This window comes from Streptomyces rapamycinicus NRRL 5491, from assembly GCF_024298965.1.
Classification (GTDB): domain Bacteria; phylum Actinomycetota; class Actinomycetes; order Streptomycetales; family Streptomycetaceae; genus Streptomyces; species Streptomyces rapamycinicus.
Genome location: NZ_CP085193.1, coordinates 9,905,037 through 9,928,563 on the forward strand (window position 1 = coordinate 9,905,037; position 23,527 = coordinate 9,928,563).

The 23,527-nt window shown below is 68.2% G+C and carries 2 protein-coding genes and 2 pseudogenes; all 4 read right to left on the bottom strand.

Annotation, left to right across the window (positions count from 1 at the left end; translation table 11 throughout):
• Positions 1 to 52 precede the first annotated feature (52 nt).
• The 4 genes and pseudogenes from LIV37_RS52765 to LIV37_RS41280 all read right to left on the bottom strand — a co-directional run bounded on the left by LIV37_RS52765 (position 53) and on the right by LIV37_RS41280 (position 23,483).
• Positions 53 to 3,490, bottom strand: coding sequence for a type I polyketide synthase (locus LIV37_RS52765; RefSeq protein ID WP_420834392.1), 3,438 nt, complete (start codon positions 3,488 to 3,490; stop codon positions 53 to 55).
• Positions 3,491 to 3,597: 107 nt separating this feature from the next.
• Positions 3,598 to 15,265: pseudogene (locus LIV37_RS41275) on the bottom strand (SDR family NAD(P)-dependent oxidoreductase); the annotation flags it as partial.
• 732 nt (positions 15,266 to 15,997) lie between these two features.
• Positions 15,998 to 18,832: pseudogene (locus LIV37_RS53075) on the bottom strand (type I polyketide synthase); the annotation flags it as partial.
• Between the two features lie 22 nt (positions 18,833 to 18,854).
• A complete protein-coding gene (locus tag LIV37_RS41280; RefSeq protein WP_121823893.1) occupies positions 18,855 to 23,483 on the bottom strand; it encodes a non-ribosomal peptide synthetase in 4,629 nt (1,542 codons plus the stop codon).
• Positions 23,484 to 23,527 lie beyond the last annotated feature (44 nt).

The window sequence follows — 23,527 nt, forward strand, 5'->3', positions numbered from 1 at the left end:
GCCCAGCCGATGTGCCAAGTACGGGTATACACACACCACGTGTGACACCCTCTTATTCGTTCCTGGTCCTCCATTTTGCCGAGAGCTGTTCCAGCAGTTCGGAAATGGCCTTATGTTCCGCCGCGGTCATGTCGACGGCTTCTGCGTCCAGTTCGTTGATCTCTTCCAGCAGCGCATAAACGCCGGCCGCGTCGATGTCGGAATCAAGCAACGCATCCAAGTGCGCGGCCAATTCCGCCGACGTGGGGTGCTCGAAGAGAAGCGTGGACGGTAGATCGAGTCCGGTGGCCTTCGACAGCCGGTTGCGCAGCCGAACGGCGCTGAGCGAGTCGAATCCCAACTCCAGGAAGGACGAGTCGTCGAGTATGACGCCGGGGTCGGCCATGCCCAGGAGGCTCGCCACCTCCATGTGAACGAGTTCCAGCATGGTGCGGGGCTCATCCGCATAGGAGGGCTCGTCATACTCGCCGCCCTCCTCCTCGACCACGGGCGCCACAGCTGTGGCATCCGGGGCGGCCGGGGCCAGCCAGTAGGACTGGTGCTGGAACGGATAGACCGGCAGATCCACCGCCCGGCCGCCGGACAAGACCTTCGCCCAGTCGATTGCCGTCCCGCCCGCGTGCAACTCCGCGATGGCCGTCATCAGACAGACGTCCTCCGGCGACCGCGGGCGTAGCACGGCGTGGAACGAGGCGTCGCCGCCCAGACACTCCACTCCGGCCGACGCGAGCGCCCCCGAAGGCCCTACCTCGACGAATGTGCCCACACCCTGCTCGGCCAGTTCGCGGACGGCGTCCTGGAAGCGGACGGGTCGCCGGACCTGGCGCAACCAATACTCCGGCGTGCCCATCTCATCCTGGTCGATCAGACGCCCGGTCACGGTCGATACCACGGGCAGCGCAGGGGCACGGAACTTCAGGGACTCCAGTGCCGTACGGAACTCATCCAGCACGGCCTCCACATGGCGGGAGTGGAAGGCATGGCGGACCTTCAGTTTCCTGGCCTCCCGCCCGGACGCCGTCCACGCGGCCTCGAAGTCCGCCACCGGCTCCGGCTCACCCGACACGACGACGGCCTCGGGGCTGTTGACCGCCGCCAGATCCAGCGCCGCACCGGTCCGGCTGAGGAACTCCCTCACCTCTTCCTCACCTGCCCGCAGCGCGACCATGGCTCCCGGCGGTGTCGTCCGCAGCGCTCGACCCCGGGCGACGATCAGAGTGGTGACGTTTTCGAGCGAGAGCATCCCGCTGGCGTACGCGGCGGTTGCCTCACCGATGGAGTGCCCGGCGACGAAGTCGGGGCGCACGCCCCAGTCCTCCAGCAGCCCGAAAAGCGCGGCCTCCATCGCGAAAATGCCCGCTTGCGCGTAGAGGGTGTCATCCACGAGCCCGGCCGTCGTCGAACCGCCCTCACCGAAGCAGACGTCCGTCAGCGAGTGGTCGAGGTGCTTGTCGAACCCGGCGCTCACCGTGTCCCAGGCACGTGCGAAGGCGGGGTAGCTGTCGTACAGCTCCTTGCCCATTCCCAGCCGTTGGGTGCCTTGCCCGTCGAACAGGAAGGCAACGCGCCGGGCCTTGGCGGTCGCGGTCGCGGTCGTGAGCCCGGGCCAAGGGGCGCCGTCCGCCAGCTTGGACAGCGCGCGCAGGAAGTCCTCCCGGCCGGATCCCACCGCGACTGCCCGGTGGGCGAAGTCCGATCGTGTGGTCGCCAGGGAGTATCCGATGTCCAGCGAGTTCCACTCCGAGTCCCCGGCGAGGGAGGCGTACAGCCGCCCGGCTTGCTCCCGTAGCGCTTTCGGGCTCTGCGCGGACAAGACCCACGGCAGCGGTCCGGGCTCATTCGGCGTGACCGGCGTGACCGGCGTGACCGGCGGGGCGGGCGTGACCGGCGTGACCGGCGGGGCGGGCGCCTGGTACTGCTCCAGCACCACGTGCGCGTTGGTACCGCTGAGCCCGAACGACGACACGCCGGCCCTGCGCAGCTTGGTGTCATCCGGCCACGGCTGGTGCTCCGTCAGCAGCGCGACGCTTCCCGATGTCCAGTCCACGTGAGGCGATGGCGCGTCCACATGGAGCGTACGGGGGAGCGAACCGTGCCCCATCGCCTCCACCATCTTGATCACGCTGAGCACGCCCGACGCCGCCATGGCGTGGCCGATGTTCGACTTCAGCGAGCCGAGCCAGGCGGGCGCCGACCGCTCTTGCCCGTACGTCGCCAGAATGGCCTCTGCCTCGATCGGGTCGCCGAGCTTCGTGCCGGTGCCGTGCGCCTCGACCACATCCACGTCCGACGCGGTGAGACCGGCGTTGGCCAGCGCCTGCCGGATCACCCGCTGCTGGGACGTGCCGTTCGGTGCGGTCAGCCCGTTCGACGCGCCGTCGGAGTTCACCGCGCTGCCCCGGACGGTGGCGAGGACCCGGTGCCCCAGCCGACGGGCGTCGGAAAGCCGTTCCACCACCAGGACACCCACGCCCTCGGACCAGATCGTGCCGTCCGCCGACGCGGCGAACGACTTGCACCGGCCATCGGACGACAGGCCGCGCTGGCGGGAGAATTCCACGAACATCGCGGGCGAGGACATCACCGAGACCCCGCTCACCAGCGCCAGCGAGCACTCGCGCTGCCTCAACGCCTGGCTCGCGAGGTGCAGCGCCACCAGGGAGGAGGAGCAAGCGGTGTCCACGGTGACCCCCGGCCCCTCCAACCCGAGCGCGTATGACACCCGCCCCGACAGCAGGCTGACCGAGCTACCGGTGATCCCGTTGTCGTGCTGCTGGTCGACACCCACTCCGTAACCCTGTGCCGCGCCACCCACGTACACGCCCACATCGCGACCCCGGAGGGACTTCGGATCGATCTGCGCGCGCTCGATCGCCTCCCAGGTGGTTTCCAGCAACAGCCGCTGCTGCGGATCCATGCCCAGCGCCTCACGCGGGCTTATGCCGAAGAAGGGAGCGTCGAAGTCGGCCGCGGTGTCCAGGAAGCCGCCCTGCACGCAGTACGACTTACCGGCGGCGTCCGGATCCGGATCGAACAAGCCCTCGACGTCCCAGCCACGGTCGGTGGGGAAACCGGAGATCGCGTCAGTGCCGGACTCCACAAGGTGCCACAAACCCTCCGGGGAACTGACCCCGCCTGGCAGCCGGCACGCCATCGCCACGATGGCGATCGGCTCATTCGCCGACGGCTCATCCGCGACCGGATCGGCCGGGCCGGTGACCGTGCTCGGCGCCGGAGCTTCGAGGCGTTGCTGTACGGGCGGGATATCGAGCTTGCCCAGCAGATGCGCGGCCAGAGCGTTCGCCGTCGGGTAGTCGAACACCATCGTGGCGGGAAGCTGCAGCCCGGTCTCCGCCACGAGGCGGTTACGGAGTTCGATCGCCGTCAGGGAATCCATGCCCAGATCCTTGAACGACGTGTCCGTCGCGATCGCATCCGCCGAGCTGTGGCCGAGTACGGAGGCGGCCTCTCCCAGCACGAGTTCGAGCATGATGCGGTGCTGCTCGACGCTCGTACGGCCGGTGAGACGGGCGCTCAGGGGCTGCGAGCCGACCTCGTTGCGTGCCGCGGTCCTGGACTGCGGACGCTTCACCGTTTGAAGTCCGCGCAGCAGCGCGGGGACCTCGACGTCCCCCCGTAGCGGAGACATCGCCGCGGCGAACAGGACCGGCTCACCGTGGCGTGACGCGCCGTCGAACAGCCGCATTCCGTGCTCGGCGGTGATGGTGCGCATGCCGCTGCGCCGGATCCGATCGTGGTCCGTGTCGGTCAGCCCGGAGGTGAGGCCGCTGGTGTCGTCCCATAGGCCCCAGGCGAGCGCGAGTGCGGGCAGGCCCTCGGCTCGGCGCTGTTCGGCCAGGGCATCGAGGAAGGCGTTGGCCGCCGCGTAGTTGCCCTGCCCCGCGCCACCTATGACACCGGCGGCGGAGGAGTACATGACGAATGCCGCCAGGTCGGTGTTCTGGGTGAGTTCGTGTAGGTGCCAGGCGCCGTCGGCCTTGGGCCGTAGCACCGTGTCGAGCTGTTGTGTGGTGAGGGATTCCACGACGCCGTCGTCGAGTGCGCCGGCGGTGTGGATCACGGCGGTCAGGGGGTGTTCGGGTGATACGCCCGCCAGTACGCGCGCCAGCCCGGCACGGTCCGACACGTCGCAGGTGGCTGTGTCGACGTGGGCGCCCAGCTCGGCAAGCTCCTTGATCAGTGCTTGGTCGGGGGTGGTGCGGGACAGCAGCAGGAGGTGACGTGCACCGTGTTCGGCTGCCAGGTGGCGGGCGAGGATGCCTGCCAGGACGCCGGAGCCGCCGGTGATCAGGATGGTGCCGTCGGGGTCCGGCCGGCGGGGGATGGTGAGGACGATCTTGCCGATGTGGCGGGCGCGGCTCATCCAGCTGAACGCATCGCGGGCCTGGCGGATGTCCCAGGCCTGCACCGGCAGGGGCAGTAGGACGCCTTGCGTGAACAGGGTGAGGAGTTCGGTGATGATTTCCCGTAGCCGGTCCGGGCCGGCGTCCATCAGGTCGAAGGCCTGGTAGGTGGTGCCCGGCCGGTCGGCGGTGACCTGGTGCGGGTCACGGATGTCGGTCTTGCCCATCTCGACGAACCGGCCGCCGCGGGGCAGCAGGTCGAGGGAGGCGTCGACGAAGTCACCGCTGAGGGAGTTCAGGACGACATCGACGCCCTGGCCGTGTGTGTTGTTGAGGAAGGTTTCCTGGAAACTCAGTGTGCGGGAGTCGGCGATGTGGGTGTCTTCGAGACCGGCTTCGCGCAGGATGTGTTGTTTCCCGGTGCTGGCGGTCGCGTAGATCCGCGCGCCGAGGTGGCGGGCGATCTGGGTGGCTGCCATGCCGACACCACCCGCGGCGGCGTGGATCAGCACGGACTCACCCTCACTCAGCCCGGCCAGATCCACCAGCCCGTAGTACGCGGTGGCGAACACAACCGGGACGGACGCCGCCGTAGTGAACGACCAGCCATCAGGAATCACGGCGAGCATTCGACGGTCGGCGATCGCGGCCGGCCCGAATGAGCCTGCCACCACGCCGAAGACGCGGTCTCCCGGGGCCAGATCCTGTACATCGGGGCCGACCTCGAGCACGACGCCGGCCGCTTCGCCGCCCGTCGGCCGGTTGTCATTGACCATGCCGAGGGCCACGACGACGTCGCGGAAGTTCAGGCCTGCGGCGCGTACGTCTATGCGTACTTCGCCGGGTCGCAGGGGCTGTTCGGCGGTGTCGGTGGGTACCAGGGCGAGGTCTTGCAGGGTTCCGCTGCGGGGTTGTTCCAGCAGCCAGGCACGACTGTCGGGGATCGTCAGCGGGGTGTCTTCGGGGGTGGTGTTGGTCCGGGCCAGTCGTGCTGCCTCGTACCGGCCGTCGTTGATCCGCAGCCGTGGCTCGTCCAGTCCGACGGTGGCGGCCAGTTGGCGGAGGGTGAGGGTGTCGTCGTCGCTTTCGACCAGGATGAACCGGCCGGGGTGTTCGGACTGGGCCGACCGCATCAACCCCGACACGGCGGCGGCGGCCAACCCGGTGCCGGTCCGCACGACCAGCGTGCTGTCGGTGAAGCGTTCCCCGGCCAGCCAGGTCTGGACGGTTTGGAGGACCTGGGCGGTCAGTGTGCGGGTCTGTGCCAGTGGGTCCGGCGGGTCCAGCGGGGCCGGCGGACCCAGTGGGTTCTCGCTGCTGTTGGGGAGTGCGGTGAAGACCACCACGTCGGGTACCGGCATGTTGCCGTCCGCCAGGTCTTCGTACCTGCCCATGGTCAGGCTGGTCTCCTGGGGGGCCGGGATTTCCGTCCATGTCAGGGTGAGCAGGTCGTCCGTGGTGGAGCCGAGTGTGTCGGCGGTTACCGGCCGGGTGATGAGGGAGCCGATGGTGGCTACGGGCCTGCCGGTGTCGTCGGCGACCCGCAGACTCCAGCCGTCGGCTTCCTGTGTCACCGCGACCCGCAGCGTGGCCGGGCCAGTGGCATGGACCTGGACGTGGTTCCAGGAGAACGGCAGCCCCACACCCTCCTCGGCGTCGGGTGTGTTCAGGGTGCAGGCGTGCAGGGCCGCATCGAGCAGGGCCGGGTGCACGTCGTATCGTGCCGCCTCCTGCGCCTGCTCCTCGGCGAGAGCAACCTCGGCGTAGACGGTGTCCCCGTCACGCCACGCAGCCTGCAGACCTTGGAAGGCGGGACCGTACTCGTAGCCTTCTGCCATCAGCCGGTCGTAGAAGTCGGCCACGTTCATCGGCTGGGCCTGGGCTGGCGGCCAGGTGTCAGACTCCGGCAGCGAGAGGGGTGTGTCAGAGGTGCTGATAGTGGCGGAAACGTGCCGGATCCATGCGTCCGTGTTGTCCGCCTGGGAGAAGACCGTCACCGTGCGGTGTCCGGACTCGTCGGCCTCGGCGACGGACACGGACAGTTGGACGCCTCCGGTCTGCGGCAGCAGGAGCGGGGTTTCGATCACCAACTCGTCAACGACGTCGCACTCGACCTCGTCGGCGGCGCGGACGACCAGTTCCACAAATGCGGTCCCGGGGAGCAGGACACTGCCCCGGACCGCGTGATCGGCCAGCCATGTATGGGTGGCCAGCGACACCCGCCCGGTGAGCACCACACCGTCGGAGCCGGGCAGTGCCACTACGGTGCCCAGCAGTGGATGACCGTCGGCAGCCGCCCGGTCCACGCTCTTGAGCCAGTACCGCTGGTGTTGGAAGGCGTAGGTCGGAAGGTCCAGTACCCGGGTTGTGGTGGTGCCGAGGATGGCGGGCCAGTCGACGGTGACGCCGTGGACATAGGCCTGTGCCAGGGCGGTGAGCATCCGGGTGGCGTCGCCGTCGTCACGACGCAGCGTGGCAACCGTGACGACATCGTCGTCCATCGCCTGCAACAACACCGGGCTGGCGCTGACCTCGACGAACACGGTGTCGCCCTGGGCCTGCAACTGGCTGACGGCGGGGTGGAAACCGACCGGTTCACGCAGGTTCCGGTACCAGTACTCCCCGTCCAGCGGGCTGTCGACCCAGGTGCCGTCCACGGTCGACAGCCACGGCACGAGCGGGGTCTGCGAGCTGCTGTCGCTAGTGATGTCGAGTAGTTCGTCGCGGATCAGCTCGACGTGCGGGGTGTGCGAGGCATAGTCGACGGTGATCCGCCGCACCCGCACCCCTTGTGCCTCATGAGCGGTGAGGACATGGTCGACCGCTTCCGGGGTGCCCGCGATCACGGTGGAGGCGGGCCCGTTGTGGGCGGCGATCCAGGCCCCGTCGACCAGCTCGACATCCTGCGCGGGCAGGGCGACGGATGCCATCGCGCCCCGGCCCGCCAGGCCCCGGGCGATCGCCTGGCTGCGCAAGGTCACGATCCGGGCGGCATCGCGTAGTGACACCGCACCCGCCACACAAGCTGCGGCGATCTCACCCTGCGAATGGCCGATCACCGCATCCGGCCGCACACCGGCCGCCTGCCACACCGCGGCCAGGGAAACCATCATCGCCCAGGAAGCGGGCTGGACCACATCAACCCGGTCCACCACCGCCGGATCATCCAGAACCGTGAACAGATCCCAGTCCACGAACTCGCGCAACGCCGCCGCACACTCGGCCATCCGCTCGGCGAACACCACCGACGAATCGCGCAGTGCACTGCCCATCCCCAGCCACTGCCACCCCTGCCCGGGAAAGACAAACACGATCCTGGGGTCGGTCACCGCGGTGCCGGTGACGGTGTCATCTCCAAGGAGTACGGCGCGGTGCTCGAACACCGACCGTGTCACCGCCAGCGTCGATGCCACAGCCCGTATATCCGCCCCGGGCGACGCCGCCAGGTAGGCGCGCAGCCGGTCTTCGTGTTCGGTCAGGGCGGGCTGGGTCTTGGCCGATATCACCAGCGGCAGCACATCCGAGGCCACCACCGGCGTCTCAACAGGCTGCGCCTCCTCCGCGGGCTGAGCGGGGGGTGCGCTCTCCAGGATGACGTGGGCGTTGGTGCCGCTGACTCCGAAGGACGACACGCCCGCCCGACGGGGCCGGTCGGTGCCGGGCCAGGGCTGGTTCTCCCTCACCAGCTCAACCGCACCCGCCGCCCAGTCCACGTGCCGCGACGGCTCATCCACGTGCAGGGTGCGGGGAACCGTGTTGTGCTGCAGGGCCATGACCATCTTGATGACACCCGACACGCCCGAGGCGGCCTGAGCATGACCGATGTTCGACTTCAGCGAACCCAGCAGCAGGGGCCGTTCCCGGTCCTGACCGTAAGTGGCGATCAGCGCCTGGGCCTCGATCGGGTCGCCCAGCGTCGTGCCCGTGCCGTGGGCCTCGACCACATCCACCTCGTGCGCGGCGAGGCCGGCGTTACTGAGAGCGGCTTGGATCACCCGCTGCTGCGAAGGACCGTTCGGCGCGGTCAGACCGTTGGACGCGCCGTCCTGGTTGACCGCCGAGCTACGGACCACCGCCAACACCTGATGGCCCTTGGCCTGGGCGTCGGAAAGCCGCTCTACCAGCAGCACACCAACGCCTTCAGCCCATCCCGTGCCGTCCGCGCTGTCTGCGAACGCCTTGCACCGGCCATCGGAGGCCAGACCACGCTGGCGGGAGAATTCCACGAAGCTTTGTGGTGTGGCCATCACGGTGACGCCGCCGACCAGGGCCAGGGAACACTCTCCCTGCCGGAGGGCATACCCGGCCTGGTGCAGTGCCACCAGTGATGACGAGCAGGCTGTGTCGACTGTGATGGCGGGGCCTTCGAGGCCGAAGAAGTACGACACCCGGCCGGACAGGACACTGGTCGCGCTGGCGGTGGCCGCGAAGCCGCCGAGGTCAGCACCGGCACCGTAGCCACCGGCGTACGCGCCCATGAAGACGCCGGTGTCGCTGCCGCGCACGGAACCGGGCTCGATCCCGGCCCGCTCGAAGGCCTCCCAGGACACCTCCATGATCAGCCGCTGCTGCGGGTCCATCGCCAGAGCCTCGCGTGGGCTGATGCCGAAGAATCCGGCGTCGAAGCTGGCTGCGCTGTCGAGGAAGCCGCCCTCTACGCAGTACGACTTCCCGACCGCGTCCGGGTCCGGATCGAACAGGCTCTCCGCGTCCCACCCACGGTCGGCGGGGAAACCGGAAATCGCATCCGTACCCGACTCCACAAGGCGCCACAGATCCTCAGGCGACGACACCCCGCCGGGCAGACGGCAGGCCATACCCACGACCGCCAGCGGCTCGTCCTGCCCCACCACCGACACCGACGGGCGTACCGGTGCAGGGTTCTCGCCGGTGAACAGCTCACCCAGCCGGGTGGCCAGGATGGCCGGGGTGGGGTAGTCGAACACCGTCGTGTTGGGCAGCCGCAGCCCTGTGGCTTTCGCCAGGCTGTTGCGCAGTTCCACCGCGGTCAGCGAATCGATACCCAGATCCTTGAATGCGGCGGCTGCGGGGATGGTGCTGGCGTCAGCGTGTCCCAGGACCAGAGCGGCGCTGTCACGCACCAGCTTCAGCAGTGCGTCTTCCCGCTCGGCCGGTGCCAGGGCCGCCAGCCACCGCGCTGACGAGTCGCTGGTAGAGGCGGCCCGCCGGGCGACGGGACGATGCAACGAGCGGAGGAGCGCGGGGACTTCCGCGTCCCAAACCGGGTCCATCGGTGCGGCGACCAGAATCGGGTTGCCATGGCGTGATGCGGTGTCGAACAGCCGCATCCCGTACTCGGCGGTGATAGTCCGCAGGCCACCGCGCCGGATCCGGTCACGGTCCGTGTCGGTCAGTTGCGTGGTCAGGCCACTGGCGTCCTCCCACAGACCCCAGGCCACCGCGAGTGCGGGCAGGCCCTCGGCGCGGCGTTCTTCGGCGAGCGCGTCCAGGAACGCGTTTGCCGCCGCGTAGTTACCTTGCCCCCCACCGCCCATGACACCGGCGGCGGAGGAGTACATGACGAAGGCGGCCAGGTCGGTGTTGCGGGTGAGTTCGTGCAGATGCCAGGCGCCGTCGGCCTTGGGCCGCAGTACCGTGTCGAGCCGCTGCGCGGTCAGGGACTCGACAACACCGTCATCGAGTACGCCCGCGGTGTGAATCACTGCCGTCAGGGGGTGCTCCGGTGACACACCCGCCAGCACCTGGGCCAGCGCGGCACGATCGGACACGTCACAGGCCGCTGTCTCGACCCGGGCGCCCAGTTCGCCGAGTTGGTTGATCAGTGCCTCGTCCGGGGCGCTGCGGGACAGCAGCAGCAGATGACGCACGCCGCGTTCGGCCACCAGGTGCCGGGCGGCGATCCCCGCCAGCACACCCGAACCACCGGTGATCAGAACCGTGCCATCCGGATCCCAAACCGCTTCAGGCTCAGACCCACTGGCGTTCACACGAGCCAGTCGCGGTGCCTCGTACCGGTCGCCGCTGACCCGCAGCCGCGGCTCGTCGAGCCCGACGGTGGCGGCCAACTGGTCCGGGGCGAGCGTGTCGTCGTCGCTCTCGACCAGGACGAACCGGCCGGGGTGTTCCGATTGAGCCGATCGCATCAACCCCGACACCCCAGCGGCGGCCAACCGGGTGCCGGTCCGCACGACCAGCGTGCTGTCGGTGAAACGTTCCCCGCCAAGCCAGGTCTGGACTGCCTGGAGGACCTGAGCGGTCAGTACGCGGGTCTGTTCCAGCGGGTTCTCGCTGCTGTCGGGGAGTGCGGTGAAGACCGCCACCTCGGGTACCGGCACATCAGCGTCCGACACCAGGTCCTCGAACCGGCCGACCGTCAGGCCGGTTTCCTGAGGGGCCGGGATCTCCGCCCAGGTCAGGGTGAGCAGGTCGTCGGTGCTGGTGGCAGGTTCGTAGACGGGGACGGTGCGCAGGGTGAGGGAGCGGACGGTCAGGACGGGGAGGCCTGTGCTGTCGGTGGCGTCCACGGACAGGGTGCCGTCATCGTGTGAGATGAGGCGGACGCGCAGCTCGGCAGGGTTGCGGGCGTGCAGGGTCAGCGCCTGCCACGCGGCGGGGGTTTCCTCACCGGCGGTGGTGAGGGCGGCGGTCAGGAGGGCAGGGTGCAGGGCATATGTGGTGGCGTCGTGGGTGCTGTCCAGGGCGACCTCGGCGAACACTTCGTTGCCTCGGCGCCACACCCCGCGCAGTGACGGTACTCCGGTCTCGACCGGGACCGCACCGGTCGGCGGCCACGCCTCCCCGGCCTGCCAGCCGGATACCGTTCCCCTGGTGGCGAGGGTTGCGGTGGCCAAGCGTGTCCAGGGCTCGCTGTCGCTGTAACGGGCGTGGATACTGAGCCGGTGGCGACCGGCCTCGTCCGGTTCGCTCACCCAGGTCTGTACCTGGACGGCGCCATCGTCAGGAAGCAGCAGCAACGCTTCCACGTTCAGGTCCTCAACCAGACCGCAGCCGGCCTCGTCCGCCGCTGCCAGCGCCATCTCCACGAACACCGTCGCGGGCAGAACCGTCTGGTCCCGCAGCCACAGATCGCCGCTCCGGGAAACCCGGGCAGTGAACAACACCCCGCTGGCCTCGGCCAGCCGCACCGCCGAACCCAGCAACGGATGGCCACCCGCAGTCGCCCGGTCCGTGCCCTCGAGCCAGTAGCGCTGGTGCTGGAAGGCGTATGTCGGAAGGTCCAGCACCCGTGTTGCCGGAGCATCGCCCAGGAGCGCGGGCCAGTCGACCGTGACGCCGTTGACATACAGGTGGGCCAGGGCGCCGATCGCGGCCTGGATTTCGTGGTCGCCGTGCAGCATCGCGACACCGTCGACCAGGCGGGCCAGTGACCGGTCGGCACCCAGCTCGACGAACACGGCGTCCTCGTACGAGGCCACCTGCTCGCCGAACCGGACCGTGTCCCGGACCTGCCGCACCCAGTACTCAGCGGTGGTCACCTGATCACCAACGGCCATGGAGACCTGCGGCGTCCGGTAGGTCAGGCCTTCGGCGACCGCCCGGAACTCCTCCAGCATGGGTTCCATACGGGCGGAATGGAACGCGTGGCTGGTCGCCAGCCGCGTCCACTTCCCCAGCCCCTCCGCGGCCTGCAGCACGGCGGCCTCATCACCGGAGAGAACCACCGACGACGGGCCGTTGACCGCGGCGATCTCCACACCCTCACCCAGCACGGCCCGGGCCTCATCCTCCGAGACCGGGACAGCGACCATCACCCCACCCGCGGGCAGAGCCTGCATCAGACGAGCCCGCGCCGACACCAAAGTGCAGGCATCCTCCAACGACCACACCCCGGACACATACGCAGCCGCAAGCTCACCCACCGAATGGCCGATCACCGCGTCCGGTCGTACACCCCACGATTCCAGCAGCCCGAACAGAGCCACCTGCATTGCGAACAGGGCCGGCTGGGCGTAACCGGTCTCGTTCACCTCCAGATCGGGCACATCGAGCAGGTCCCACACCTGCTGATGGATCCGCGCGAAGACGGGGAACGCGGCGGCCAGTTCCTCACCCATGCCAGCACGCTGCGACCCCTGTCCCGGGAAGACGAACACCGCCCGAGGGTCAGACACAGCGGTGCCGGTGACGGTGTCATCTCCCAGCAGCACGGCACGGTGCTCGAACACCGACCGTGTCATCGCCAGCGTCGATGCCACAGCCCGCATATCCACCCCGGGCGACGCCGCCAGATACGCACGCAACCGGCCCTCGTGCTCAGTCAAAGCCGACTGGGTCCTGGCCGAAATCACCAACGGCACCCACTCCGGTGCCCGCTCGATCACCGCGTTGTCCGCAGGCTGAGTGGGGGGTGCGCTTTCCAGGATGACGTGGGCGTTGGTGCCACTGATCCCGAAGGACGACACGCCTGCCCGGCGCGCTCGGCCCATATCCGGCCACGGCTGGTTCTCCGTCACGAGCTGCACCGCGCCCGCCGACCAGTCCACATGCCGTGACGGCTCATCGACATGCAACGTGCGCGGCACCAGACCGTGTTGCAGGGCCATCACCATCTTGATGACACCGGACACACCCGCAGCGGCCTGCGTATGACCCAGGTTCGACTTCACCGAACCCAGCAGCACAGGCTGGTCACGGTCCTGGCCATAGGTAGCGATCAGCGCCTGGGCCTCGATCGGGTCACCCAGCGTTGTGCCCGTGCCGTGCGCCTCGACCACATCCACCTCAGCCGTGCTCAGACCCGCGTTGCTGAGAGCGGCCCGGATCACCCGCTGCTGCGAAGGACCATTCGGCGCGGTCAGACCGTTCGACGCACCGTCCTGGTTCACCGCTGATCCACGCACCACCGCCAACACCTGGTGACCGTTACGGCGGGCATCGGAGAGTCGCTCTACGAGCAGGACACCGACACCTTCAGCCCATCCCGTGCCGTCCGCGGCGTCGGCGAACGCTTTGCAGCGGCCGTCGGAGGCCAGGCCGCCCTGGCGGGAGAACTCCACGAAAGTCTGTGGCGTGGCCATCACAGTGACACCGCCGACCAGGGCCAGCGAACACTCTCCCTGCCGGAGGGCATACCCCGCCTGATGCAACGCCACCAACGATGACGAGCAGGCCGTGTCGACTGTGAACGCGGGACCCTCGAGGCCGAAGAAGTACGACACCCGGCCGGACAGGACACTGACCGAACTGGCGGTGGCCCCGAAGCCGCCGAGGTCGGCACCGATGCCGTAGCCACCGGGGTACGCACCCATGAAAACGCCGGTATCGCTGCCGCGTACGGAACCGGGCTCGATCCCGGCCCGCTCGAACGCCTCCCAGGACACCTCCAGCACCAGCCGCTGCTGCGGATCCATCGCCAACGCCTCACGCGGACTGATCCCGAAGAATCCGGCATCAAAGCCAGCCGCGGCATCCAGGAAGCCACCCTCAGCACGGTGCGATTTTCCAGCCATGTCGTACAGGTTCTCGACGTCCCAGCCACGGTCGGTGGGGAAACCGGAGACCGCATCTGTACCCGACTCCAGGAGACGCCACAGATCCTCAGGCGACGAGACTCCACCGGGTAGGCGGCAGGCCATTCCCACGATCGCCAGCGGCTCGTCCTGCGCCACCGCCGACACCGGCCCGCGTACCGGTACGGGGTTCTCGCCGGTGAACAACTCGTCCAACCGGGCAGCCAAGGCGGCCGGGGTGGGGTAGTCGAACACCAGCGTGGCGGGCAGCCGCAGCTCCGTGGCCTTCGCCAGGCTGTTGCGCAGTTCCACCGCGGTCAGCGAATTGATGCCCAGATCCTTGAACGCCGTGGTTGCCGGAATCGTGCTGGTGTCGGCGTGTCCCAGAACCGTCGCGGCGCCGTCAGACACCAGCTTCAGCAGTGCCTTCTCCCGCTCGGCCGGTGCCAGGGCGGCCAGCCACCGCGCTCCACCGGCGGCAGCGGCCCGCCGAGCAATCGGGCGGTGCAACGACCGCAGCAATGCCGGGACTTCCGCGTCCCGTACCGGCTCCATCGGCGCGGCCACCAGAACCGGTTCACTGTGGCGTGACGCGCTGTCGAACAGCCCCATCCCGTGCTCGGCGGAGATGGCCCGCAGGCCACCGCGCCGGATCCGGTCACGGTCCGTGTCGGTCAGTTGCGCGGTCAGGCCACTGGCGTCCTCCCACAGACCCCAGGCCACCGCGAGTGCGGGCAGACCCTCAGCGTGACGCTGCTCAGCCAGCGCGTCCAGGAACGCATTGGCCGCCGCGTAGTTGCCCTGCCCCGCACTACCGAGCACACCGGCGGCGGAGGAATACATGACGAACGCGGCCAGGTCGGCATCCCGGGTGAGCTCGTGCAGGTTCCACGCACCGTCGGCCTTGGGCCGCAGTACCGTCTCCAGCCGCTGCACGGTCAAAGACTCCACAACACCGTCATCCACCACGCCCGCGGTGTGAATCACGGCCGTCAGGGGATGCTCCGGCGAGACACCCGCCAGCACCTGCGTCAGCGCGGCAGGATCGGACACGTCACAGGCCGCTGTCTCGACCCGGGCCCCCAGTTCACCAAGCTCGCCGATCAGCGCCTCATCCGGGGCGCTGCGGGACAGCAGCAGGAGATGACGCACGCCGCGTTCGGTCACCAGGTGCCGGGCGGCGATCCCCGCCAGCACACCTGAACCGCCCGTGATCAGGACCGTGCCATCCGGATCCCACGTCCTTTCAGGCTCAGGCTCTTCGGCATGTGTGCGGGTCAGCCGTGGTACTTCGTACCGGCCGTCGCTGACCCGCAGCCGCGGCTCATCCAGTCCGACCGCCGCCGCCAGCTGATCCTGGGTGAGGGCGTCGTCGCTTTCGACCAGGACGAACCGGCCGGGGTGTTCGGACTGGGCCGAGCGCATCAACCCCGACACCCCAGCAGCGGCCAACCCGGTGCCGGTCCGCACCACCAGCGTGCTGTCGCTGAAGCGCTCCCCGCCAAGCCACTCCTGGAGTGTGTGGAGGACCTGAGCGGTCAGCTTTCGTGTTTGCTCCAGCGGATCGTCGCTGTCGGGGAGTGCGGTGAAGACCGCCACCTCGGGTACCGGCACATCGCCGTCCGCCGCCAGGTCTTCAAACGCACCCACCGTCAGGCCGGTCTGCTGGGGGGTGGGGATTCCTGCCCAGGTCAGGGTGAGCAGGTCGTCGGTGCTGGTGGCCGGTTCGTATACGGGGACGGTGCGCAGGGTGAGCGAGCGGGCGGTCAGGACGGGGAGGCCTGTGCTGTCGGTGGCCTCTGCCGACAGGGTGCCGTCATCGTGTGAGGTGAGGCGGACGCGCAGCTCGCCGGGATTGCCGGCGTGCAGGGTCAGGCCCTGCCACACGGCGGGAGTCTCCTCGCCTACGGTGGTGAGCGCGGCGGCCATCAGGCCGGGATGAAGCACAAACCTGGTGGCATCATGGGCATCGTCCAGGGCCACCTCGGCGAAGATGTCGCTGCCCAGGCGCCACACCGCCCGCAGTGAGGGTGCCGATGTCCCGACCGGGACCGCACCGGCCGGCGGCCACACCCCACCGGCCTGCCAGCCGACCGCGGCAGCGGCCACACCCGTAGTGGTGGCCAGGGTTGCGGTGGCCAAGCAGGTCCAGGGCTCGCCGTCACCGTAACGGGCGTGGACACTGAGCCGGCGCCGACCGCCCTCATCCGGTTCGCCCACCCAGGTCTGTACCTCGACGGCGCCATCATCGGGAAGCAGCAGCAACGCTTCCACACTCAGATCCTCAACCAGACCGCAGCCGACCTCGTCCGCCGCTGCCAGCGCCATCTCCACGAACACCGTCGCGGGCAGAACCGTCTGGTCCCGCAGCCACAGATCACCGCTCCGGGAAACCCGGGCAGTGAACAACACCCCACTGGCCTCGGCCAGCCGCACCACCGAACCCAGCAACGGATGACCACCCGCAGTCGCCCGGTCCGTGCCCTCAAGCCAGTACCGCTGGTGCTGGAAGGCGTACGTCGGAAGATCCAGCACCCGGGTTACCGGGACATCACCCAGCACCGCGGACCACTCGACACTCACGCCGTTCACGTACAGGTGAGCCAGGGCACCGACAGCGGCCTGCGCCTCATGGTCACCGTGCAGCATCGCGACACCGTCGACCAGGCGGGCCAGTGACCGGTCGGCACCCAGCTCGACGAACACCGCATCCTCGAACGAGGCCACCTGCTCGCCGAACCGGACCGTGTCCCGGACCTGCCGCACCCAGTACTCAGCGGTCATCACCTGATCACCAGCGGCCATGGCGACCTGCGGCGTCCGGTAGGTCAGGCCTTCAGCGACCGCCCGGAACTCCTCCAGCATCGGTTCCATACGGGCGGAATGGAACGCGTGACTGGTCGCCAGCCGCGTCCACTTCCCCAGCCCCTCCGCGGCCTGCAGCACGGCGGCCTCATCACCGGAGAGAACCACCGACGACGGGCCGTTGACCGCGGCGATCTCCACACCCTCACCCAGCACGGCCCGAGCCTCATCCTCCGAGACCGGGACAGCGACCATCACCCCACCCGCAGGCAGAGCCTGCATCAGACGAGCCCGCGCCGACACCAAAGTGCAGGCATCCTCCAACGACCACACCCCGGACACATACGCAGCCGCAAGCTCACCCACCGAATGGCCGATCACCGCGTCCGGCCGTACACCCCACGATTCCAGCAACCCGAACAGAGCCACCTGCAAAGCGAACAGGGCCGGCTGGGCATAGCCGGTCTCATTCACATCGAGATCGGGCACATCCAGCAGATCCCACACCTGCTGATGGATCCGCGCGAAGACGGGAAACGCGGCGGCCAGTTCCTCACCCATACCAGCACGCTGCGACCCCTGACCCGGGAAGACGAACACCACCCGCGGATCAGACACCGCGGTACCGGAGACAGTGCCGTCACCCAGCAGCACCCCACGGTGTTCGAACATCGACCGTGTCATCGCCAGTGTTGACGCGACAGCCCGCATATCCACCCCGGGCGACGCCGCCAGATACGCGCGCAGCCGGTCCTCGTGTGCGTTCAGGGCCGGTAGCGTCTTGGCGGAAATCACCAGAGGCACCGGCTCCGAGCCCATCACCGGCGCTTCTACGGGCTGGGCGGCGTCTTCAGCCTGCGTGGGGGGTGCGCTCTCCAGGATGACGTGGGCATTAGTGCCACTGACTCCAAAGGAGGACACGCCTGCCCGGCGCGGCCGGCCAATCTCCGGCCACGGCTGGTTTTCCGTCACCAGCTCAACCGCACCCGCCGTCCAGTCCACATGCCGCGACGGCTCATCCACATGCAACGTACGCGGCACCAAAGCATGCCGCAGGGCCATCACCATCTTGATGACACCCGATACGCCAGCGGCGGCCTGGGTATGACCGATGTTTGATTTCAGCGATCCGAGCAGCAGGGGCTGTTCACGGTCCTGGCCGTAGGTGGCGATCACGGCTTGGGCTTCGATCGGGTCGCCCAGCGTCGTACCCGTGCCGTGGCCCTCGACCACGTCCACCTCGGCTGTGGTCAAACCGGCGTTGCTGAGCGCGGTCTGGATCACTCGCTGCTGGGAGGGGCCGTTCGGCGCGGTCAGGCCGTTGGACGCGCCGTCCTGGTTGACCGCCGAACTGCGGACCACCGCCAGCACCTGGTGACCCTTGGCCTCAGCGTCCGACAAACGCTCCACCAGCAGCACACCGATGCCCTCGGAGAATCCGGCACCGTCCGCACTGTCCGCGAAGGCTTTGCTGCGGCCGTCGGTGGCCAGGCCACGCTGCCGGGCGAATTCGGTGAAGACGTCCGGCGTGGCCATCACGGTGACACCGCCGACCAGGGCCAGGGAACATTCCCCCTGCCGCAGGGCGTACCCCGCCTGATGCAACGCCACCAGCGACGAAGAACATGCGGTGTCCACCGTGATGGCGGGGCCTTCGAGGCCGAAGAAGTACGACACCCGGCCGGAGAGCACGCTGGGACCGGATGTGGTGCCATAACCCTCAAGGTCAGCACCGGCACCGGCGCCGTAGCCGCCTGGGTAAGCGCCTATGAAGACGCCGGTGTCGCTGCCGCGAAGGGAACCGGGCTCGATCCCGGCCCGTTCGAACGCCTCCCAGGACACCTCCAGGACCAGTCGCTGCTGTGGATCCATCGCCAACGCCTCACGCGGGCTGATCCCGAAGAACGAGGCGTCGAAACCGCCTGCGGAGTCCAGGAAGCCACCCTGCACGCAGTACGACTTCCCGGACGCGTCCGGATCAGGGTCGTACAGGTTCTCGACGTCCCAGCCACGGTCGGCGGGGAAGTCGGAAATCGCGTCCGTACCCGACTCGACCAAGCGCCACAGATCCTCCGGCGACGACACCCCACCCGGCAGACGGCACGCCATACCCACAATCGCCAACGGCTCGGTGTTGGCGGCGGCAAGTGCTTCCAGTTTGGCGCGGGTGGTGTGCAACTCCGCAGTCGCCCAGCGAAGATATTCGACCACTTTGTCTTGCTCAGGCATGGCGCTATCTCCTTGCGTGGCCGTTTGCTGCGTATGCCTTGGATACGCGTACGGAGGGGGTGGCAGAGACAACGTGCAACGTCGACTCGACCGAGGAAAGCAGACTCTGAATTCTCGCGGGGTCGAATAGGGATCCGTCGAATACGACAGTTCCGTGCAGGGCGCTGTCATCGTCGAAGAGCCAGATGGCGAGTTCGCCGTTCCCGACCCCCAGATCGGCCTCGACCATGCCGAAGCGCTCGATGGTGGTGCCAGGCAGGACGAGATCCGAGGTCAGCGAGCTGATCAGCTGGAACTGCACGAGCGGCGGGGGGAGTTCGGATGCCGTGGCCGTGGCCGTGGCCGTGGCCGTGGCCGTGGCCGTGGCCTGTATCGCCGCATAGGGGAGGTCCTGGTGCGCGTGAGCACCCAGGACCGCGGTCTGGACGCGTCGCAGGACCTCGCGGAACGTCGGATCGTCGGAGAGATCGACACGGAGGGCGGCAACCTTGGCGAAGAAGCCGATCAGGTGGTCGATCTCGGGTCGGCCACGATTGGCGAAAGGGGTTGCCACCAGAATGTCGTCCAGGCCTGACAACCCGGCTGCGGCCAGCGTGAAGGCTCCGAGCATGGTTTCGTAAAGGGTCACGCCCTCTGCCTGCGCGAGCCTCCGCGCTGCGGCTGTCGCATCCGGGGAAACCGTCCACTCGAGGGATTTCCCGATCGGATCCGCAAGCTTTCGCGGCCTGTCGGTGGGCAGTTCCAGTGCGACAGCGCCCTTGAGGTGCTCTCGCCAGTAGGCGTCGTGTTCCTCGCGGATGGACCCGGACAGGGCCTCGTGCTCCCAGCGGGCGAAGTCCGAATATGTCGTGCCGACTTCCGTCAGTCCCGCGACGGGACCGCCGGCCAATTCGGCGTACAGCGCGGACAGCTCGCGTACCAGAACGTCGAAGGACCAGCCGTCGCCCGCGATGTGGTGCAACATCAGGATGAGGATGTGGTCGTCTTGCTCCAGCCGCAGCAGAACGGCGCGGAGCAGAATACCGTCGACCAGGTCGAAGGGACGTTCAAGTTCGTTCTTGGCGATCTCTGCCGCCGCCGCTTCACGGTCGGTCGTGTCTTTCCCGGTCACCTCGATGAACTCGGCCCTCACCGGCGCGGGCTCGCGGACGATCTGCACGAAGCCGTCGCCGTCGTCGCGGAAGCCTGTTCGCAGTGGCTCGTGACGCGCGACGATCCGGGTCAGAGCGGTGTCGAGTACGGTGCGGTCGATCTCCCCGCGCAGCCGGAATCCGTACGGGCAGACGGGAAATGCGCCCAGGTCGAGCAGCGAATCACTGATCCCGAGCAGCTGCTGCTGGGCCAGCGAGATCGGTGCGGGCGTGGTCCGCGGCGATGGCGCGAGCACGGGCATGTCCCGCGACGACATCGACCCGATGGCCTGGGCGAGCAAGGCGGGAGTCCGGACGTCGAACAGCGTACGAAGCGGTAGATCGCAGCCCAGCTCGGCACGGATACGCGAGACGGCGCGGGAGGCGAGCAGCGAGTGGCCGCCGAGAGCGAAGAAATCGTCGTGCACGCCGACGGTTTGCACCTCGAGCACGTCAGCGTAGATCCCGCAAACCGTGGATTCGGTCGCGTTGCGCGGGGAGACTGGCGAGGTGGGGGCCGGTGACCAGCTTTCCGGGGCGGGGAGCGCACGCCGGTCGGTCTTTCCGCTCGTCGTCAGCGGCAGCTTGTCCAGGACGATGAACGCGGACGGGACCATGTAAGAGGGGAGCCGCGCCTCGACATGACCGCGCAATTCGACGGCGAGGTCCCCGGCATCCGAGTGGGGCACCACGTAGGCGACCAGCCGTTTGTCGCCGCGGTCGTCTTCTCGGACGGTCACCGCGGCCTGAGTTATGGCCGCGTGTTCGGACAGGGCCGTCTCGATCTCGCCGAGTTCGATCCGGATGCCCCGGATCTTGACCTGGTCGTCGATTCTCCCGAGAAACTCGAGATTTCCGTCCGGCAGCCGCCGGGCCAGGTCACCGGAGAGGTACATCCTCGGCTCCGAGCCGGTACCTTCGGTGATGAATCGCTGCCGGGTCAGTTCGGGCCGGGCCAGGTAGCCGCGGGCCAGACCGATCCCCGATATGCAGACCTGCGCCGCTACGCCGTCGGGTACGGGACGAAGCGCGTCGTCGAGAAGGTGGATGCGCGTGTTGTCGATCGGCTTCCCGATAGGGGTCGTGGCCGGCCAGGCGGAGACGTCCTCGGGCAGTGTGTAGCCCGTGACGAGTTGGCTCTCCGCCGGGCCATAGTGGTTGTGCACCCGCAGATGCGGGCGGTGCAGGCACACCTCTCGCAACTTGCCGTCCAGCACGAGCGCCTCGCCGCCCTGGCAGAGGTGACGCAATGTCGACAAGCCCGTGCCCTGCGGGTCGACGTGCTCGACCAGCGCGCGCAGCACCGTGGTGGGTGCGTAGATGCGCGTGATACGGCTGTCGTCGATCCATTGTGCGAGTCGCGCGGGGTCCAGCCGTATGTCGTCGGGGGGAATGACAAGCGTGCCCCCGAGCAGCGCGGAGAAGATTTCCTGAACCGAGTAGTCGAAGGTCGCGGTGATGAACTGGGCGGTGCGACTGGCCGGTTCGCGACCCATCGTGCGTTCCTGCCACAGCAGCAGGTTGACGACGCAGATGCCGGGCATGAGCACGGCCTTGGGACGGCCCGTGGAACCGGAGGTGTAAATCGCATAGGCCAGGCTGTTGCGGTCGGTCGTCACATCGGGCGGGCTTGCGGGCTGATTCTCGAGGCCGGGGTCGTCCGGGAGAATGATGTCGCGGACATCGGGGAACCGAGTCCGGTACGTCTCCTGAGCGATGACCGTGGATATGCTGGAATCGTCCAACACGAAACGGGTGCGCTCGATGGGATGCTCGGGGTCGATGGGCACATAGGCCGCGCCGGCTTTGAGAATGCCGAGCATGCCCACGATCATATCGGCGCCTCGGTCGACGCAAAGACCGACTAGTTCGCCGGGGCGAACGCCTTTGTGTCGCAGCAGATGCGCCATCTTATTGGCCCGCCCACCGAGTTCGGCATAGGTGAGTGTGACCCGTTCGTCGACGACGGCGATCGCGTCGGGGTTTCTTGCTGCCGCGTCCGCCAGCAATTCCGGCAGCGAATCGAACGGCAAGTCTCGGTCTGTTTCGTTCGCTTCGACCGTCGGCAGGTCGGTACCGATCTCCGGCGCGAGTGAAATCTGCGAGATCGGAACGTCCGGGTTGTCGAGTACGCTGCGCAGGACGAGAGTGAACTGATCCAGCATTCGTTCTATACGAGGCCCGTCGAAGAGCGCTCGGCTGTACCAGACCTCGCCCGTCAGCCTGTCCCCGGCGGGATCCTCGTAGACATGGAACTCCAGATCCATGCGGGTGAAGAACTGGTTCATATCGAACGGCTCGACCGCGATTCCCGGCAGCGTAAACGTGTTCGACGCCAGCGGCATGAGCTGGAAGAGCACCTGCACGACCGGGTTCACCGACAGGTCGCGCTGCGGTGCGACCTTCTCGACGAGGAGGTCGAACGGCAGCTCGGCGTTCGCGAACGCGCCCATGGCGTTCGTACGGGTCCGCAGGAGGAGCTCGCGGAAGGTCGGATCACCTGACAGATCGCCGCGCAGCACCACCGTGTTCACGAACATGCCGATCAGCCCCTCCACCTCCGCGTGATTGCGGTTGGCGATCGGGGTGCCGACCAGGACGTCATCGGTGCGCGCGTAGTGGGACAGCACCACCTGGAAGGCGGCCAGCAGCGACATGAACAGCGTGGTGCCCGTCGACCGGCTCAGTTCTTTGGCCGCGGTCACCAATTCCGTCGGCGGGCACCAGGCCACCGTGCCCGCGTCCGAACTGCCGACCGGCGGTCGTGGCCGGTCGGCCGGCAATCCCAGCACCATCGGGGCGTCCCGCAGGTTCTCCTGCCAGTAGTCCAGCCGCTTTTGCAGCTTGGTGCCCGACAACGCCTTGCGTTCCCACTGGGCGAAGTCCGCGTACTGCGACGGGAGTGCGGGCAGATCGGCCTCCGCACCGCGAAGCAGCGCCGCGTACTGCGCCGAGAGCTCCATCCGCAGGATGGCCAGCGACCAGCCGTCGCCCGCGATGTGATGCACCGTGAGCGCCAGCACGTGGTCATCGTCGGCGAGTCGTACCAACAACGCTCTCATCACAGGACCGGCGTGCAGGTCGAACGGCTCGGCCGTCTCCCGCCGGACCAACGCTCTGGCGTGGTCCTCGTCCCGGGCGTCCAGTTCGCGCAGGCGCACGACATCCGCGGGCTGGATCCGCTGGAGCGGCTCGCCGTCCTCCGCGTCGAATACGGTCCGAAGCGCCTCGTGGCGGCTTGCGACGAGGCCGAGAGCGCGCCTGAGGATCACGGTGTCCAGGGCGCCCCGCAGCCGCTGCACGAGCGGCAGATTATAGGAATTGCTGTCGGGTGCGAGCTGCTGCATGAGCCATAGACGTTGCTGCGAGAAAGACGCCGGAAGTGGCCCGTTCCGATCGGCGCGACTGATGCCGCGCTCGTCAAGTCTGCGACGCTGACGCTGCGTCCGCGAAACAGCGAAAGCCGGTTTGAGCGGCCTTGGGCGGGGACTGTCGGAAGCCATTCACCTCTCCTGGAAAGGCGTTCGTTATCTGCGGTCGGAGACGG

Bases quoted from the DNA above. Each gene is read 5' to 3' on its own strand.
- LIV37_RS52765 (WP_420834392.1), bottom strand. From the start codon at position 3,490: ATGCTCGAACTCGTGCTGGGAGAGGCCGCCTCCGTACTCGGCCACAGC.
- LIV37_RS41280 (WP_121823893.1), bottom strand. From the start codon at position 23,483: ATGGCTTCCGACAGTCCCCGCCCAAGGCCGCTCAAACCGGCTTTCGCT.